The following is a 15,389-nucleotide window of genomic DNA, read 5'->3' as shown; positions in this document are numbered from 1 at the left end:
ACAATCAATCTTTGCTTTTTGTTGTGGTTACGGTAAACAATGACCGCTCAATGAATATAAATGCTGTCGTTGGCTTAATGAGCCAATGAAGCCAGACATTGCGACACCTAACCATTTTGATTTCGATCACCGCCTACTTGCAAAATTCTTGTATTGGATGGGGTGGCGAATCAGTTCGATTGCAGAATTTATAAAAGAAAACGATAAAAATGTTCATGCGTGGAAAGCACGTGATGAATGGGACAAGGAAGCACCAGAAGGTCGTGTTGCACAAGCACTGGAAGCACAACTGGTCAAACTGATTATTAAAGAAAAAAAATTACCAAATGATTTTAAAGAAATTGATTTATTGATGCGTCAATTGGAACGCATGGCAAAAATCAAAAAGTTTAACAATGGTGGTAATGAAGCTGATCTAAATGAAAATCTAAAAAGAAGAAATACCGGTACTCGTAAGCCATCGCCAAAAAATGTACTGACTGAAGAGCAAGTTGAACAATTGCTCGAGGACTTTGACGATGGATTATTTGAATATCAAAAAGTTTGGTACCGCGCACGTGAACAACGAAATCGAGCATTATTAAAATCTCGTCAGATTGGTGCCACGTTTTATTTTGCCCGTGAAGCATTGATTAAAGCGGTGACCACGGGGCGTAATCAAATTTTCTTATCTGCTTCAAAAGCGCAAGCACATGGTTTTAAAACTTATATTAAAAACTTTGTGATGCAGTCAATTGGGGTGGATCTACAAGGTGATCCTATTTCGATTACCTTGCCCGATGATTCCACAGTTCAGCTGATATTTTTAGGAACTAATGCCAAGACAGCACAGTCTTATCATGGTGATCTATATTTTGATGAATTCTTTTGGGTACATGGTTTTGCTACTTTGAAAAAAGTGGCTTCGGCAATGGCATCGCAAAAGCAATATAAAAAGACTTATTTTTCCACACCATCCAGCAAAACACATGAAGCCTATAAATTTTGGACAGGAGAAGAATTTAACAAGGGTCGTCCGAAAGATAAACGTGTTGAAATCAATACCAAGCATGAAAACTTGTTCAATGGTGCTTTGTGTGAAGACCATGTTTGGCGACATATTGTCAATATTTATGATGCAGAACGGCAGGGTTGTGATCTATTCGATATTGAAGAACTGATTGCAGAAAACAACGCTGAAGAATTTGCAAATTTATACATGTGTGAATTCGTAGATGATGGGCACAGTGTTTTTCCTCTGAGCATGATCCAACCTTGTATGGTGGATTCATGGGAAGTTTGGGCGAATGATTTTAAGCCGTTGGCATTACGTCCCTTTGGAAATAAGCCTGTATGGATTGGCTATGATCCTGCTGAAACTGGCGACAGTGCAGGACTTGTGGTGGTTGCTCCACCAGATGGCAATTACAATAAATTCAGAGTATTAGAGCATCACCAATTCAAAGGGATGGACTTTGCTAGTCAAGCAGCCTACATCAAGAAGCTATGCTCAAAATATAAAGTCACCTACATCGGACTTGATAAATCAGGTATGGGGACAGGTGTAGCTCAACTGGTACAAGAGTTTTTCCCGAATTTAACTACTTTCACCTATAGCATTGATATCAAAACACAGTTGGTCATGAAAGGCATGGATGTCATCAATAAAGGTCGACTTGAATTTGATGCGGGTTCGACTGAAATTGCACATTCCTTAATGGCGATTAAAAAAACATTAACGGCTTCTCAACGGCAAATGACTTTTGAAGCATCACGTGCTGAAAATATTGGTCATGCCGATCTAGCCTTTGCACTATTTCATGCCTTTTTCAATGAACCACTTTCACTGGATAACCAACAAATGAAAAAATCCTCAATGGAGATTTATTAAATGTCTGATTCTAAAATTCAGGCGTTCACCTTTGGTGATGCTGAACCTGTGATTAATGGGCGTGACCTTTCACAATATTATGAGTCTTGCTTCAATGGAAAGTATTATGAACCACATATCAGCATGAATGGTTTGTCCAAATCTTTTCGAGCAACACCTTATTTATCTACTGCCATTATTTATAAAAAGAATCAGCTGTTGTCGGCATTTATTCCACACAAACATTTAACGGCAAGTGATTTTGAACGTATTGTTTTAGATAAATTGGTCTTTGGAAATGCTTATTTGCAAGAAATTAAAAATAAACTGAATGATCGAATGAAGCTAAAAGGCTTGATGGCGAAATATATACGTCGTATGGCAAATGCAGATCAATACTTGATGTTAACCAGAGAATTTAAAGAATTTCATTTTCAAGAAGGATCTGTTTGTCATATTAAAACTGCAGATATTGATCAAGAAATTTATGGTACACCTGAATATATTTCGGCACTTCAAGCTGCTTGGTTGAATGAGTCTGCGACTTTGTTCCGTCGTAAATATTACAATAATGGATCACATGCAGGATTCATTTTATATATGACCGATTCAAAACTGGATGATGAAGATGTTGAAGGTCTTAAAAAAGCGATGAAGGACTCACGTGGACCAGGCAACTTTAGAAATTTATTTTTGCATGCACCAGGGGGTGATAAAGATGGAATGAAATTAATTCCAATCTCTGAATTTGCAGCAAAAGATGAATTTTTAAATATTAAAAATGTGACCCGTGATGATGTATTGGCTTCACAACGGACACCTCCACAACTTTTGGGAATTATTCCGTCAAATGCTGGTGGTTTTGGTTCAATTAAAGAAGCACGAGAGTCTTACTGGTACAGTGAAATTGTACCTGAGCAAAATCAGATTGCCCATACGGTGAATGAATGGGCAAGCGATGAAATAGTGGTGTTTAAGAGTTTTGGGGAAGTGAACCATCCAATGTGATAAATAAGTAATTTAAGTTAATTATTAAAAATAAACATCTAAAAAATATAAAGATACTTAGTATCTTTATATTTTTTAGATGTTTATAATTGAATTTATTTACTTAACAGTTTGATATGAGTCAAGAAGAAAAAAAGAATAAAGATATTGATGCCATTGATCAAGATATTAGTTTTCATCGTGTGATGGTTTTTTTAATAATAATTGCTGTAGGATTTTTCTATTTGATAATGAAAGAAGTTAATGTTTCAGAAAAGGCCCAGCATTGGGGAACAGTTGGTGATTTTTTTGGAGGTATTTTAAATCCAATCTTTGGTTTATTTGCATTTTATTGGTTAACTTATTCGGTACGTTTACAAATTAAAGAATTAAAGGAAACTAGACTAGAATTAAGTAAAGCAGCTACAGCTCAAGAAGAGTCAGCTAAATATCAGAAAGAAATAGCGCTTCTTGATAAGGAAAATGTAAATACACAAAAAGAGATTTTAGATTTACAGAGAAATACATTTGAAGGTCAGCAGCAGACAGCGATAGCACAACAAGAGCAAATAGCTTTACAAAATTTTGAAAGTCTTTTTTTTCAGCTATTAAAAACAAAAACAGATGCGACTAATGATATTTTAGTAGGTGCAAAAGGAACTTTAATTAATTTTTGTAAGTTTGTTGAAAAAACAAAAGGTCCCGTACCTACAGTTTCTATTGAAAAAATAGATAATATGATAAAGGATAGAGTGCAAGGCAAAGAGTCTATCAAAGACCATATCATTATATTTAAGTCTAATGTAGTAAAATCTTGGGAAGAATTTTATACTAAAGCATTTCTAGATTATGCAGGAAGTTATTTTAGAGTAAGTTATCAAACAGTAAAATTAATCGATAACAATCAAGTTCTAAAAGTTTTTGAAAAGATCGAAAATAAAGAATACTCTAGAAAGCAAAAAGAATATTTTGATATTTTTAGAGCAACATTTACACAGTATGAATTAGAAGCTTTCTTTTTTAATTGTTTAAGTAAATATGGAAATGGTCCGTTCAAAGAACTGTTAGAAAAATATGGAATGTTTGAGCCTTTATTAATAGATACAGATAGATCGAATGAAAGATTTCACGCTTTAACCAGATATGCTTATATGTATAATAGTTCAATATTTGAAAAAAATGAATTATGGAAAGAGTATTTTAAAGATATAGATATTTTAAAAAAAATAGATCCTGAGCAGATGAGAAATTATTTTTTTATACTACTGAAATATAAATTTATAAATTATGCAATAGAAGGGAATTCTTATAATTTTTATGATGAAAAATTTAAATCCTTACATTGGGATACTTTTTTAAATGAATATATAGTGCTATCAGAAAATTACAATAAGGATAATCTAAAAGATAAAATAGAAAAAAATATAAATAGTGAAGAGAGTTCTATAAGCTCTGATAAATTAAAGATTGAAGAATATAAACTAAAGGAAAAGATTGAAAGTCATACAGAAGAAGAACATGAAGAAAGAATAAATAAAGAAATTTCTTATTATGAAGAAAGAATAGTAATCTCAAAAGCAAAAATTAATGAGTTAAAACAAATAATTAATTTAGATATTATATTCTTATTTTTAGACTATGGAATTAGACCAGAAGAGTTTTTTCAATATTTTAAATTGAAGTAAAATTGAAAAGAGGACGTTAAGTCCTCTTTTTTTATTCGACTAAATGAATGTAATCATGCCATATGGTAACTAGATCTTTTGGAATGGGTGTGGAAGGATAGTAATGATTTCTTGAACTTTCACGACCAACTTTAGAAGTAGGATAGAAGCTAAAATTTAGATAGCCCATAAATTCATTAAGACCATAATTTGCATAAATAAAAGTTGATAGAAATGTAGCTATCGTATTCATTGGACTTGGTGCATTTCTAGCTCTAAAATTTTCAAATCCTTCTTTAAAGTAATTCTCATGTGTAGTCAAAAAATGAGTAGACAATTCTTTTTCATTAAAGTTATGAATCAATTTTAATTCAGCGTAAATAAGCATTAGGAAAAGGAATACGAATCCATGACTTTGAAAATTATTGTTAAGTAATGCAAATTTATTAAAGATCCGAATTAGTTGCCTAGAATTTGGTTGATACACATTACAAAGAGTCTCTAGTTGAGTGCAGTCATTTTCTGTAATTCCATCTATACCTAACTTTTGAATATAAGTTTCAATTATATTCTTATAATTTAATTCTTTAGATGCGCTTGCTTTAAGCAAAACAGTAATATCAATAAACTTCTCCAGATAATTCGAAGAACTGGTAAAACCATAAAAGCTATTTATTGATTCTTCTAATTGTGTTTTATTCACTGCTAAAACAAAGACGACTTTTGGTATATCAAAAAAATGCTTAATACGCTCAATTAAGCGTATAGCAAATTCAGGCTTACAACGATCTAACTCATCTACAATAAAAACTAAAGGTTTATCTAGTTCTGATGTTATGGCAGCAAGTTGAGACTTAAAGTATTCTAATGAGTTCTTTTCATTTTGATAATTATCAACTTGTGCAGATAAGTGCTCTTTAAGTTTTTCATTTAAAAATTCTGCTGCTGCTTCTCCAAATGCTCCAGTATCATCTTGAAGTCCCTTAAAAGCATCAGTAAATTCCTTAGCCATTTTCCCTGCCCCCATAAACGTCATGGCAACTTGAAAAATTAGCATTGGAAGACTAGGCAAGATAGCGCGATAAGCATCTCCGATTGACGACTTTATTCTATCAACAGCATTAGCATCATCTTCTAGAACATTCGCTATTTCCATTGCAATAGTTAGAAAAGGGTCTTCAATATAATCTTGAGTAAATGCATTTAGAGAAATCACTTTAAAGTCATTTTGCTCAAGTCGGGCTTTCCAGTTTTTTACAAACCATGATTTCCCAGCACCCCATTCAGCATCTATAGCGACAGTCGCACCTACTTTTAAGCGGGAAATGTAATTTTCAAGTTGATCTGCTACTCTTGTACGGTTCCATAAATCTCCATCAAAAGGAGTTTCAATATTATCTGTGTCTTTAATCCAATTTAGATCGTTACCCGCTAAAGATGTCATTTAATTATTCCTATAATGACTTCTACTTTTTTATCAGCCACAACTAACCCCAAACTATAATTATTAAAATTAAATTCATGTTAACTATATAACATGATTGACTTATTTTGAGTATCTAAGTCACTAGGCATAATTGATATATGTCTCAAAACGGAAGGTCATCATGCGCATCCATAATTTCTTTAATGTGCTCTTCAATTTTTATTTGCTCTGTAAGTGTCAAACGTCTGTTAAATGTTATTTCTAAAGCTTTACCTCCTTCAATTGAATTTACGAAATGAATACCGCGGATTTTTTTAAGTATTTCTTGAATTATCTCTTGGTTGCTACTTCGTGATATTACAGGAGGTTCGACGTATATCACCGATTTACTCATGTCTGTATTTTTGTTATTAAAGTTGTTTTCAGTAATATTTAAATTTCCTAACTGAGTTTCCATTTCTCCCATTTTATTTAATAGTTTTTCTAATGCCTCACCACCTTCAATAGATTTATTTTCTATTTTTGCTACTTCAAACTTACCAAAATGACTAAGAAAAGGTTGATAACCTTCCTTTTTCGGAGCTTCATAAGTTGCTTTTATTTTTCGAGAAAGATCATTTATAAACTTTTCTACAGTATTATGTCTTAGGTCTTTTCTATACCCAATGTGTTCAATATTTGAAGTATCGAAAGAATACCCAGTTTTATCGTCTTTAATAATAACAACGGGTTTATTAAATGCTAAACGCATACCCAATTCAAACATGACATTTGCATTTTTATTGCTAACATCACAGATGATAATTTCATCATTATAAATATTATTGATAATAGATTTATGAATGATTGTACTATCTTCAGAATCACTTACAATTCTAGGTTCAAAGCCTGCGCGTTTAACTGCGGTATCAATGATTGCCCGTACATCCTCCCAATGTTCAGCGGTATATTCAGACCCCATTGTTGCAATTGGCATAATAATACCGCAGGTTATTCTTGTTTGTGGTTTACTATCAATTTTCTCAGATTTTTCTGTATTTTCTAAAGCTTGAGCTGTCATTTTAAATATTCCCCTACTTGACCCGCACATAGTATCTAAGTTACTCTAATTTCACCACCCTACATTGGTGGACGAGTTTGGTCGCTCGGTTACTTAAGGCAGATATAAACCGCTGCTTTAGCGGTATTTTTATATCTGAAAACTCCTCTAATCTACGTTATGGTAGATCGGATGGGGAGGCGTAAGCCTGCCGTTTTCCTTTTGTAGCGGTCGACCAACCCTATTCGGTCTGCCACCCTCAAGTTTGGTCGCTTGAAGGTGGCGAAGTACAAAAGGAAAAAATAATGAATAAATCTATTCAAGCACAATTTTGCCTGGACACTTTATGTTTTCAGCGTCTAACTTCGCCAGACTTTGCTCAAAAACCAAATCTTAAATCTCGTATCATTCGTTGGATGAAAGGCGGTGCAAAATGAATGCACTCGACCTATCTCAAGCTGTGTTTATTCAAAACCAACAAATCAAAACGGATAGCCTCAAAGTAGCGGGAGCATTTGGTAAACGACATACCAATGTTTTACGTGCGATCGAATCCTTAGATTGTCCAAAGGAGTTTAGCGAACTCAATTTTGAGCTGGCGAATTACATAGATGAACAGGGTAAACCTCGCCCTATGTATGAAATGACCAAAGACGGTTGGATGTTTTTGGTCATGGGCTTCACTGGAGAGAAAGCAGCACAAATCAAAATTGCATTCATCAATGCATTTAACGCAATGGCGACACTGCTGCAAAATCAACAAATCACACAACTGCAGGGCATTGCCGTAGGTTCAAAAGTACGCTTAAATTCAGGCAGTCCAGAACTCACGGTAAACCGACTTATTTCAAATTCGGAAGGAGTACTTGAAAGTATAGAGGTGACATGGTTTAGCAATCGATTGCATAAATCCATACTCTCAATTCATACAGTAGTTTCAGCACCAGTACTGCAAAATGATGAACTACAACAGTTTTGGCAATCCATTTATAAATATGGTTTGGAAAAGATAAATCACAGTAAATACAGTCACTTAATTGCAATCAATTTGGTGCATATCAGTAAAGTTATTCCAAACTTTGAAAAGAACCATGAGTTAACAAATCTTTTGAAGAATAGTGCAGCACCATATCCAAAGTTTATAAAGTGCGGGCAGGTGTGGAGTGGACTTGAAACCAAAAACGTTAAATGTTGGGTGTTTGAAAACAATAGCCAACCTTTGCTTTCGAGATCGGGAGCATCTCTATGATTCCATTATTGAAAGCTTCAACCAACAAACCACGTACATCTGAAGACCTACTTGAAAATATTTCGGACTCACTGCAAAGACTTGAACAACATATCGCAGCCATGACGCGCATGAGCTTTGATGACGGACTACCCAGTGACCAGTTCAATGCCATCATGTGTGGTCTACATCTACAGATCTACGAAATCACCAGTGAAATTAAAACGTTTCATGAGTAATTTAACGTCTTACCAAGAATGCACGGCAAGACAAGATTCTTGGTGAGAGCGGGCAGTTATCCCCCCACCTCACCTGCACAGTAAATGTGTCGGATACTCTACAGATTTGTGAAAGTAATCTTTGAGCATCAAGGCTATACCAGTGCAGGTGTTGGACACATAAAACCCTGTAAAGAACCTTTCTACAATATTCCACAGCAGTTCTACAGATTGCTACAACGCAGGTTTTTAAAGAATAATTTCAAATGAAAATAAAACTTCGGATTGAGGTACAAAACCAATAAATCATGGTTTTTGTGTACTTAAGTATATGATATATATTAAAAATAAATCTAACAATGTTGCGGTACAAAGCGGTTGAGTGAAATTAAAAAAACATAAAATAATGTTATAAAACAAATAGATATTTGGTTGAGTGACCTAACCTTTTTTAGAGGTTGAATTGTACTTCAATCTAGCTAAAATCTAACAATTTTATTTTATCTATTAACTTATATATATTAGATACTTATATATTAAATTATAAAAACTCAACAATTCTAACCACTTTCAATTCTCACCTGAAATTTTCAAATATCATTAAAAATAGCTTAAATGGCCATTTTTAGACTGTAACCGTTACTGTTTAGAATTTCGCTTGATATGTACAAAGAAGGATATAAAAAAGTCATTATTAGGACATTTTTCTGCATTAAAACGTAGGGGTCGTCCTGCTCATTAAAAATATCTAAATGAATGATTGTAAAATTTACATTCGTGTCGAGAATGCGTCACAGTTTATCTAAGTATATGTATTATATTATTTTTACTTGTCTTTGACATCGTAGAGGTCAGCAGTTCGAGTCTGCTTATACCTACCATATATTTATCAAAGACTTATAAGCTAATCAAATGCTTATGAGTCTTTTTTTTGTCTATTTTTAGCATTTATTATTGTGTCAGACTTGGCTAAATTGGTGAAAAATGGCAGTATTTATTAGCCATCTGCGACAAGTTTGCGACAAAATGAAAATACCAAAACCAAGAAAAAGGGGTGAGACATATAACATTACTGTTTCATATGAAAGTAAAAGATATTACTGCACCCGTGATACCGCCAAAGAATGTGAACAATGGGCTGCACTTAAGTTATTAGAATTACATACACAAACTAGAATTGAAAATGGGGAGATTAAGCCTAAATTTTCTTTTAGAGATTTAAACAATAAATATTATGAGAGCGTTGGCCAAAGGAAAGAGTCGAAGTCTTCTCGTGCTTGGATCAAAGGTCAATACCGTAGTTTTGAGACTAAATTTGGCGCATTAGCACAAAAATCTATTTATGACATTACTCCGAAAGATTTAACAAATTGGCGTAATAAAAGACTTCAATAAGTGGGTGAAAATACGGTTCTAAAAGAAATTTCTCATTACAGCGCAAGGTTTACTTATGCCCAGAAAGAACTTTTCATCTTAAATGAAAATACTTGGATGCTAATTACAAAGCCCAAAAAGCCTAAAGCATGTTCACGTCATATCACACAACAAGAAATAGATATGATGCTTGAGTTACTTGAATACAAAATTGGACAAGTACCAACAATGCCACAACACTATGTCGCATGGGATTTTCTATTTGCAATTGAAACAGCTATGCGTAAAGGTGAGATCCTAAGCATGAAGCGTTCAGAAATATATTATGGCTACGGTACCATTAATTATCCTAATGGTGTACGAGTTAAAAAAGTCGATACTTGCACCATTGAGCAAGCCAAAGTATACATGGCATCTGATCTGAAAAGCTTTGAAGCTGCTGTAAATAAAGTCAAAGTACCACTTAATCAGAACCAGTATGATACGCTCGATTCATTAACCTACAACATTGAGGTGAGTGCTTTTGCAAATTCCACATTGCTTAAAAGCTGAATGCTCAAGATTAAAAAGGTGCAGCTGCTCAGGTTGATCGTTGGAATAAAGCGAAGGGCAAGGTTGTGCAAGGTTTAGTGAATCGTCGTGCAAAAGAACGGAAGTTGTTTGAAAAAGCCCTTTAGGGGGCTGTTTCGTATAAGTGCCATTATGGTAAATGGGTATGTTGAATCTGTGGAATTTACTTAATTCTGTTGCCACCTTGATCAATGATCATTTCACCATCTTCTTTGCTAAATGCATTGAGTTGAGGAACCGATAATATATCCAGTACTAACTCAGATGGTCTGCATAATTTAATACCAAGATCCGTCACTACAAATGGGCGATTGATTAAAATTGGATATTCAAGCATAAAATTAATCAACTGATTATCAGTCCAATGCTGTTGATCTAATTTTAAACTCTCATAAGGTTCAACATTTTTACGAATTACTTCATGCACAGAAAGCCCTGATTTTTCAATTAAATGAATTAACTCTTTTTTATTAGGTGGTTTTTTCAAATACTCAATAATTTCAGGTTCTTGCCCAGTATTTCGGATAAGTTGTAGCGTATTTCTGGAAGTTCCGCAAGCTGGATTGTGATAAATCTTAATCTTTTGTGACATAGCATTTCTCAGTAAAAAAACAATATTGCTTTTATATATGGTTATGCGTATATTCGCAATAGTAAATATATTGTGTGGTGAGAACATGAATCAAATAGATTTCTTTAAATGTCTTTCTGATGCTACTCGTTTGGACATCTTGAAGTTAGTTATGGCTAAACAAAATGTTTGTGTGTGTGAACTGACGGAACAGTTGGAACTCAGCCAACCTAAGATTTCTCGCCATTTGGCTTTACTTCGAAATCTTTCCATTTTACTTGATAAAAGACAAGGGCAATGGGTGTATTACCGTTTAAACCCAAATCTTCCTGAATGGGCAAATGAGGTATTGAATATCCTCTCAAAACAAAGTAATAACATGCTGAATAGTCCTCATATTGATTCATCCATTTCAATTCATTGCGAGTAATACCCTTGAAGATTTTATTCTTATGTACTGGAAACAGTTATAAAATTTCGAATATTGGGTGAGATTATGTCCGCTTCAAGACTTTCATTTTTAGATCGTAATTTAACGCTATGGATTTTCATTGCGATGTCATTAGGTGTGGGGATTGGGGTGTTCTTTCCCCAAGCATCGGTTGCCTTGGACAAGATGAGCATTGATTCAGTCAATATCCCAATTGCCATTGGTTTGATTTTGATGATGTATCCTCCACTTGCTAAGGTGGACTATGCAACGTTGCCACAAGTCTTTAAAGATAAACGAACGCTCACTTTATCCTTAGTCCAGAATTGGGTGATTGCACCTTGTTTAATGTTTGCCTTAGCACTCATTTTTCTACACTCTTATCCTGAATATATGACAGGTGTCATTTTGATTGGCTTGGCTCGTTGTATTGCCATGGTCTTAGTTTGGAATGGTTTGGCATGTGGTGATAATCAGTATGTTGCAGGATTGGTTGCATTTAATAGTATTTTCCAAATCCTATTCTTTAGTACCTATGCTTGGCTATTTTTGACCTTTTTACCGCCCTATTTTGGTGTAGAAGCACAAGTCATTCATGTGAGCTTCTGGACAATTACTCATGCGGTTCTGGTTTATTTGGGCATCCCATTTTTACTGGGCTTTTTGACCCGATTGATTCTAGTCAAACAAAAGGGATTGCTTTGGTATCAAACTAAATTTATTTCTAAAATTAGTCCGCTGAGCCTTCTTGCGCTGTTATTTACCATTGTTGCCATGTTTAGCCTTAAAGGTGGTGAAGTCATCAGCCTACCTTTAGATGTGCTTAGAATCGCCATTCCTTTGACTATTTACTTTGTAGTGATGTTCTTCATTAGCTTCTTTATGAGTAAGTGGATGGGGAATGATTATCCAAAAACTGCTGCAATCTCTTTTACTGCGGCAGGTAACAATTTTGAATTGGCTTTAGCAGTTGCCATTGCAACCTTTGGATTGGCATCGCCTGTGGCTTTTACGACAGTGATTGGACCATTGGTTGAAGTGCCTGTGTTAATTGCCCTAGTGAGTGTTTCACTCTGGCTTAGGAAAAAAGTTTTTAAAGAGGTATAAACTATGACTCTCCCAAATGTAGATTTGAAGCTTCTTGAACAACCGACTTTAGACAAAGTTCAAGCCAAAGGGCTTGATCATGCACCGCGTATTTTACTGCTTTATGGTTCAAACCGAGAACGCTCATACAGCAGACTTGCAGTGATGGAAGCAGGACGTATTTTGGAATATTTTGGTGCTGAAGTAAAAATCTTCCATCCAAAGGGACTACCTTTGCCTGAAGATGCAGATACTGAACATCCTAAAGTTAAAGAGTTGCATGACTTATTAGCTTGGTCGGAAGGCATGGTGTGGTGTTCACCTGAACGTCATGGTTCGATGAGTTCTATTTTTAAATCGCAAATTGACTGGATTCCATTGGCAGGTGGTGCGATTCGCACAACACAGGGAAAGACTTTGGCTTTGATGCAGGTCAGTGGTGGCTCGCAGTCATTTAATAGCTTAAACCAGATGCGTATTTTAGGTCGTTGGATGCGCATGATCACCATTCCAAACCAATCTTCTATTCCCAAAGCATTTCTAGAATTTGAAGAAGATGGACGTATGAAACCATCTTCTTATTACACGAGAATTGTGGATGTAATGGAGGAACTCTATAAATTTACACTCTTAACCAGAGGCCAGTCTGGTTATTTAACTGATCGTTATTCTGAGCGAGTTGAAAGTGCAGAAGAGCTGTTGAAACGTGTAAATCAAAATACTATTTAGTTTCTCTAAAATTAACATGATACAGCTTATGCGAAATACTTGATATCTCCTCTTAATCATCAATATTTTATATGAAAGCATGATAAGATTCAGCGCACTATCATGGTTTCTTTGTGGGTATTCACATTTTGCGGCTATGCCAAGCTTCGTCTAAATATTCTTTACAGCTTGTATCAAATTTTCATTCTGTCAAAGAAAGCGGTTATTTAGACTTTTCAAGGTCACTTGAAATCAACATCAAATCCCTGATCATACTATTTTTTTCATTTTCTAGAATAGCAATATTCATTAGAAGTTCGTGTGTTCCGGGTTGTTCTTCAAGTCCTTTGATTTTAGCTCTAATTAGATTCAATTGGAGTCTTAAGTCGCCAGCTTTTATGTTTAAATCCATATAGTTCATTATATAACTCCATAGAAAAATAAAGAACAAGAGCTTCCGAAAGAATAGAGGGGATTTAAATATTTTTTGATCTATTTAAAATTCAATAAATAATTTCGATTACACTCAAAATTTCACAATTATCTATTCCCCATTTACGAAATAGACATCATCAAATCAAGACAACGATCATGGGCTTTATTGCACAAGAATTCAAGAAATTAAAACCACCTTAGGGGCATAACGCCTATTATGTTAAAGGTGTGATAACTTATGAAGTGCATTAATCTAATACTGTGCGGCATCTATGTCTTAAAAATATAATTTTTATTATTTTATAAAATTATTATTTAAAAACCAGTCTTCTAAATTTTTCATAAGCTTAGATGAATTAAAGTTATTAAATTTATATTTTTTAAAAATAAGGGGGATTTTTTCTAAAAGAATTTTACAAATCTCTGAAATTCGTTGTTCATGTGACATCACACTAAATTGATCATGATTTAAGATAATATCCATATATAAAACTTTTTCTTTCTTTGAAAAACGTAATCTCCGCTTAAAAATAATATCTGAATCACAGCACATTAGACAAATTACGATCCCATTTAAATCATCTCCATAATTTTCGGACTCAATTATCTTATGTAATTGATTATTAGTAATTCTTTGTTTTGCTTCTAATATGCCAGAACTAAAAAACGTATCTGATATTAAATGAAATTTAAACATAATTATTGAACTAATTTATTGGAGTGTAATGATTTTGAGTTTAACCCTATTTTAAAGCTAATTTTAGCTATTTCACTTATTTAGTTTTTGTAGAGTTAAGAGAACACACCTAATAGGAAACATCAAGAAAGCCCTTTATGGGGGGATTTCCATCTATTAATCCGAATAGACGTTAAAATGGCTATGCGGGTTAACTATTTTATAACTTTTATGTTAATCAACATATGTTTAATATCTTAAATATATGTTGATACATATTAATTATATCTATAGTTTTAATAAAGGCACATGCTAATCATATTGTTAATGCTAATTGCATAAAGGATAATGATTATGTGGATTTGTATAAATTAATAAGGCTTAGATAAGACGGAAGACACTAGTTTCAATTAAATGGGCATAAAACCTTTAATATCTTTAGGAGGTATAAAATGAGCATGAGGAAAGTAACAGTACATAAAATGTATGAAGAATTTCATCTATTTCCTATGATTCAATATAAAGGGGAATATGATGAGTTATATAACCTAGTTAATGTATATAATTCGTTCAATCAAAAGCTAAGCCGAATCGTTGGAACATATCAATGGGCACTTATTGGAACGGATGATGTCTTTTTTGTTGAAGAAGATCTGATGTATAGACATCATTTAGACTGAAGCTAAATTTATTCTTAGGAGATAATCATGATTGAAAGTATATTTGCACAATTAAGAAATCAAGAATTTTATAGCTTATTATTGTTACGCAATGTGCAGCAAAACAATAATGATTATCTACATCGAATTAAATATGAAAAGTTTAGTTATCGTCTTATGAATACTGATAATGTTAGAAAAGAGTATTGTAAGAATTTTATGGTCCTACAGAATACTTAATGGCATTCAATAATTTATAAATACTCTATGAAAGGAAATAAGTAGTGGGAATTAAAAAGCAAAGCCATCATTTAGGGAGCTTTACTTACACTTATTTTAGTTCTATAGAATATAATGTATGGAATTTTTTTAAGGCGAATTCAAACATGAGGTGCGACAGTTTGAAAAGTCTTATGATAATCAACAAGCTGAGCAAATTTCTCTAATGGTGTAAGCCAATCTAACGCTT

15 protein-coding genes and 1 pseudogene are annotated in these 15,389 nt (G+C 33.7%); 11 read left to right on the top strand and 5 right to left on the bottom strand.

From position 1 onward, the window contains the following. The first annotated feature begins 85 nt into the window (after positions 1-85). The 3 genes from ACG94X_RS07120 to ACG94X_RS07110 all read left to right on the top strand — a co-directional run bounded on the left by ACG94X_RS07120 (position 86) and on the right by ACG94X_RS07110 (position 4,521). Complete coding sequence (locus tag ACG94X_RS07120) at positions 86-1,870, top strand: terminase large subunit domain-containing protein (protein ID WP_419383049.1); 1,785 nt, start codon at positions 86-88, stop codon at positions 1,868-1,870. Then, positions 1,871-2,857: a phage portal protein gene (locus ACG94X_RS07115; protein WP_419383048.1), complete on the top strand. Its 987-nt coding sequence runs from the start codon at positions 1,871-1,873 to the stop codon at positions 2,855-2,857. 116 nt (positions 2,858-2,973) lie between these two features. Beyond that, on the top strand, positions 2,974-4,521 hold the full coding sequence (locus ACG94X_RS07110; protein ID WP_419383047.1) for a putative phage abortive infection protein: 1,548 nt from the start codon (positions 2,974-2,976) through the stop codon (positions 4,519-4,521). A gap of 31 nt (positions 4,522-4,552) precedes the next feature. On the opposite strand, the gene ACG94X_RS07105 is transcribed toward ACG94X_RS07110, so the two are convergent. Both ACG94X_RS07105 and ACG94X_RS07100 read right to left on the bottom strand, forming a co-directional pair. Beyond that, positions 4,553-5,944, bottom strand: coding sequence for a KAP family P-loop NTPase fold protein (locus ACG94X_RS07105; protein ID WP_419383046.1), 1,392 nt, complete (start codon positions 5,942-5,944; stop codon positions 4,553-4,555). Positions 5,945-6,089: 145 nt separating this feature from the next. Continuing rightward, complete coding sequence (locus tag ACG94X_RS07100) at positions 6,090-6,986, bottom strand: hypothetical protein (protein WP_419383045.1); 897 nt, start codon at positions 6,984-6,986, stop codon at positions 6,090-6,092. Positions 6,987-7,270: 284 nt separating this feature from the next. Between ACG94X_RS07100 and ACG94X_RS07095 the strand changes: the two genes are divergently transcribed. The 5 genes and pseudogenes from ACG94X_RS07095 to ACG94X_RS07075 all read left to right on the top strand — a co-directional run. Further along, complete coding sequence (locus ACG94X_RS07095; protein WP_419383044.1) at positions 7,271-7,402, top strand: hypothetical protein; 132 nt, start codon at positions 7,271-7,273, stop codon at positions 7,400-7,402. Then, positions 7,399-8,214, top strand: a complete 816-nt coding sequence (locus tag ACG94X_RS07090) for a Rha family transcriptional regulator (RefSeq protein WP_419383043.1) — start codon at positions 7,399-7,401, stop codon at positions 8,212-8,214. The genes ACG94X_RS07095 and ACG94X_RS07090 overlap by 4 nt, the downstream gene beginning before the upstream one ends. Then, positions 8,211-8,432, top strand: coding sequence for a hypothetical protein (locus ACG94X_RS07085; RefSeq protein WP_419383042.1), 222 nt, complete (start codon positions 8,211-8,213; stop codon positions 8,430-8,432). Before ACG94X_RS07090 ends, ACG94X_RS07085 begins: the two co-directional genes overlap by 4 nt. A 963-nt stretch (positions 8,433-9,395) precedes the next feature. Further along, the gene (locus ACG94X_RS07080; RefSeq protein WP_419383041.1) at positions 9,396-9,806 is read left to right on the top strand and encodes a hypothetical protein; all 411 of its coding nucleotides are present in this window, start codon (positions 9,396-9,398) and stop codon (positions 9,804-9,806) included. Positions 9,807-10,112: 306 nt separating this feature from the next. Next, a pseudogene (locus tag ACG94X_RS07075) lies at positions 10,113-10,462 on the top strand (lysozyme); the annotation flags it as partial. 56 nt (positions 10,463-10,518) lie between these two features. On the opposite strand, the gene arsC reads toward ACG94X_RS07075, so the two are convergent. After that, the gene (gene arsC, locus ACG94X_RS07070) at positions 10,519-10,947 is read right to left on the bottom strand and encodes an arsenate reductase (glutaredoxin) (RefSeq protein ID WP_419383040.1); all 429 of its coding nucleotides are present in this window, start codon (positions 10,945-10,947) and stop codon (positions 10,519-10,521) included. Between the two features lie 85 nt (positions 10,948-11,032). On the opposite strand from arsC, the gene ACG94X_RS07065 reads away from it, so the two are divergent. The 3 genes from ACG94X_RS07065 to arsH all read left to right on the top strand — a co-directional run bounded on the left by ACG94X_RS07065 (position 11,033) and on the right by arsH (position 13,171). Beyond that, positions 11,033-11,356 (top strand): metalloregulator ArsR/SmtB family transcription factor, encoded by a 324-nt coding sequence (locus ACG94X_RS07065; RefSeq protein WP_419383039.1) that lies wholly within the window; start codon positions 11,033-11,035, stop codon positions 11,354-11,356. 66 nt (positions 11,357-11,422) lie between these two features. Then, positions 11,423-12,463, top strand: coding sequence for an ACR3 family arsenite efflux transporter (gene arsB, locus ACG94X_RS07060; RefSeq protein ID WP_419383038.1), 1,041 nt, complete (start codon positions 11,423-11,425; stop codon positions 12,461-12,463). A 3-nt stretch (positions 12,464-12,466) separates the two neighbouring features. Then, complete coding sequence (gene arsH / locus ACG94X_RS07055; protein ID WP_419383037.1) at positions 12,467-13,171, top strand: arsenical resistance protein ArsH; 705 nt, start codon at positions 12,467-12,469, stop codon at positions 13,169-13,171. 202 nt (positions 13,172-13,373) lie between these two features. On the opposite strand, the gene ACG94X_RS07050 is transcribed toward arsH, so the two are convergent. Both ACG94X_RS07050 and ACG94X_RS07045 read right to left on the bottom strand, forming a co-directional pair. Beyond that, positions 13,374-13,571 carry a hypothetical protein gene (locus tag ACG94X_RS07050; RefSeq protein WP_419383036.1) on the bottom strand — a complete coding sequence of 66 codons (198 nt, stop codon included), beginning with the start codon at positions 13,569-13,571 and terminating at the stop codon, positions 13,374-13,376. Positions 13,572-13,880: 309 nt separating this feature from the next. Further along, positions 13,881-14,282, bottom strand: a complete 402-nt coding sequence (locus tag ACG94X_RS07045) for an Imm44 family immunity protein (protein WP_419383035.1) — start codon at positions 14,280-14,282, stop codon at positions 13,881-13,883. Positions 14,283-15,389 lie beyond the last annotated feature (1,107 nt).

The sequence above is a fragment of the Acinetobacter psychrotolerans genome, assembly GCF_048552595.1.
Classification (GTDB): Bacteria; Pseudomonadota; Gammaproteobacteria; order Pseudomonadales; family Moraxellaceae; genus Acinetobacter.
Note: the sequence above shows the minus strand (reverse complement) of the source record. Positions and strands in the feature narration are given on the sequence as shown.

Excerpts from the sequence above, each read along its gene's own strand:
- arsC (WP_419383040.1), bottom strand. The coding sequence starts at position 10,947 with ATGTCACAAAAGATTAAGATTTATCACAATCCAGCTTGCGGAACTTCC.
- ACG94X_RS07065 (WP_419383039.1), top strand. The coding sequence starts at position 11,033 with ATGAATCAAATAGATTTCTTTAAATGTCTTTCTGATGCTACTCGTTTG.
- ACG94X_RS07050 (WP_419383036.1), bottom strand. The coding sequence starts at position 13,571 with ATGAACTATATGGATTTAAACATAAAAGCTGGCGACTTAAGACTCCAA.
- arsH (WP_419383037.1), top strand. The coding sequence starts at position 12,467 with ATGACTCTCCCAAATGTAGATTTGAAGCTTCTTGAACAACCGACTTTA.
- ACG94X_RS07090 (WP_419383043.1), top strand. The coding sequence starts at position 7,399 with ATGAATGCACTCGACCTATCTCAAGCTGTGTTTATTCAAAACCAACAA.
- ACG94X_RS07120 (WP_419383049.1), top strand. The coding sequence starts at position 86 with ATGAAGCCAGACATTGCGACACCTAACCATTTTGATTTCGATCACCGC.
- ACG94X_RS07095 (WP_419383044.1), top strand. The coding sequence starts at position 7,271 with ATGAATAAATCTATTCAAGCACAATTTTGCCTGGACACTTTATGTTTT.
- ACG94X_RS07115 (WP_419383048.1), top strand. The coding sequence starts at position 1,871 with ATGTCTGATTCTAAAATTCAGGCGTTCACCTTTGGTGATGCTGAACCT.
- ACG94X_RS07105 (WP_419383046.1), bottom strand. The coding sequence starts at position 5,944 with ATGACATCTTTAGCGGGTAACGATCTAAATTGGATTAAAGACACAGAT.
- ACG94X_RS07080 (WP_419383041.1), top strand. The coding sequence starts at position 9,396 with ATGGCAGTATTTATTAGCCATCTGCGACAAGTTTGCGACAAAATGAAA.
- ACG94X_RS07085 (WP_419383042.1), top strand. The coding sequence starts at position 8,211 with ATGATTCCATTATTGAAAGCTTCAACCAACAAACCACGTACATCTGAA.
- ACG94X_RS07045 (WP_419383035.1), bottom strand. The coding sequence starts at position 14,282 with ATGTTTAAATTTCATTTAATATCAGATACGTTTTTTAGTTCTGGCATA.
- ACG94X_RS07100 (WP_419383045.1), bottom strand. The coding sequence starts at position 6,986 with ATGACAGCTCAAGCTTTAGAAAATACAGAAAAATCTGAGAAAATTGAT.
- ACG94X_RS07110 (WP_419383047.1), top strand. The coding sequence starts at position 2,974 with ATGAGTCAAGAAGAAAAAAAGAATAAAGATATTGATGCCATTGATCAA.
- arsB (WP_419383038.1), top strand. The coding sequence starts at position 11,423 with ATGTCCGCTTCAAGACTTTCATTTTTAGATCGTAATTTAACGCTATGG.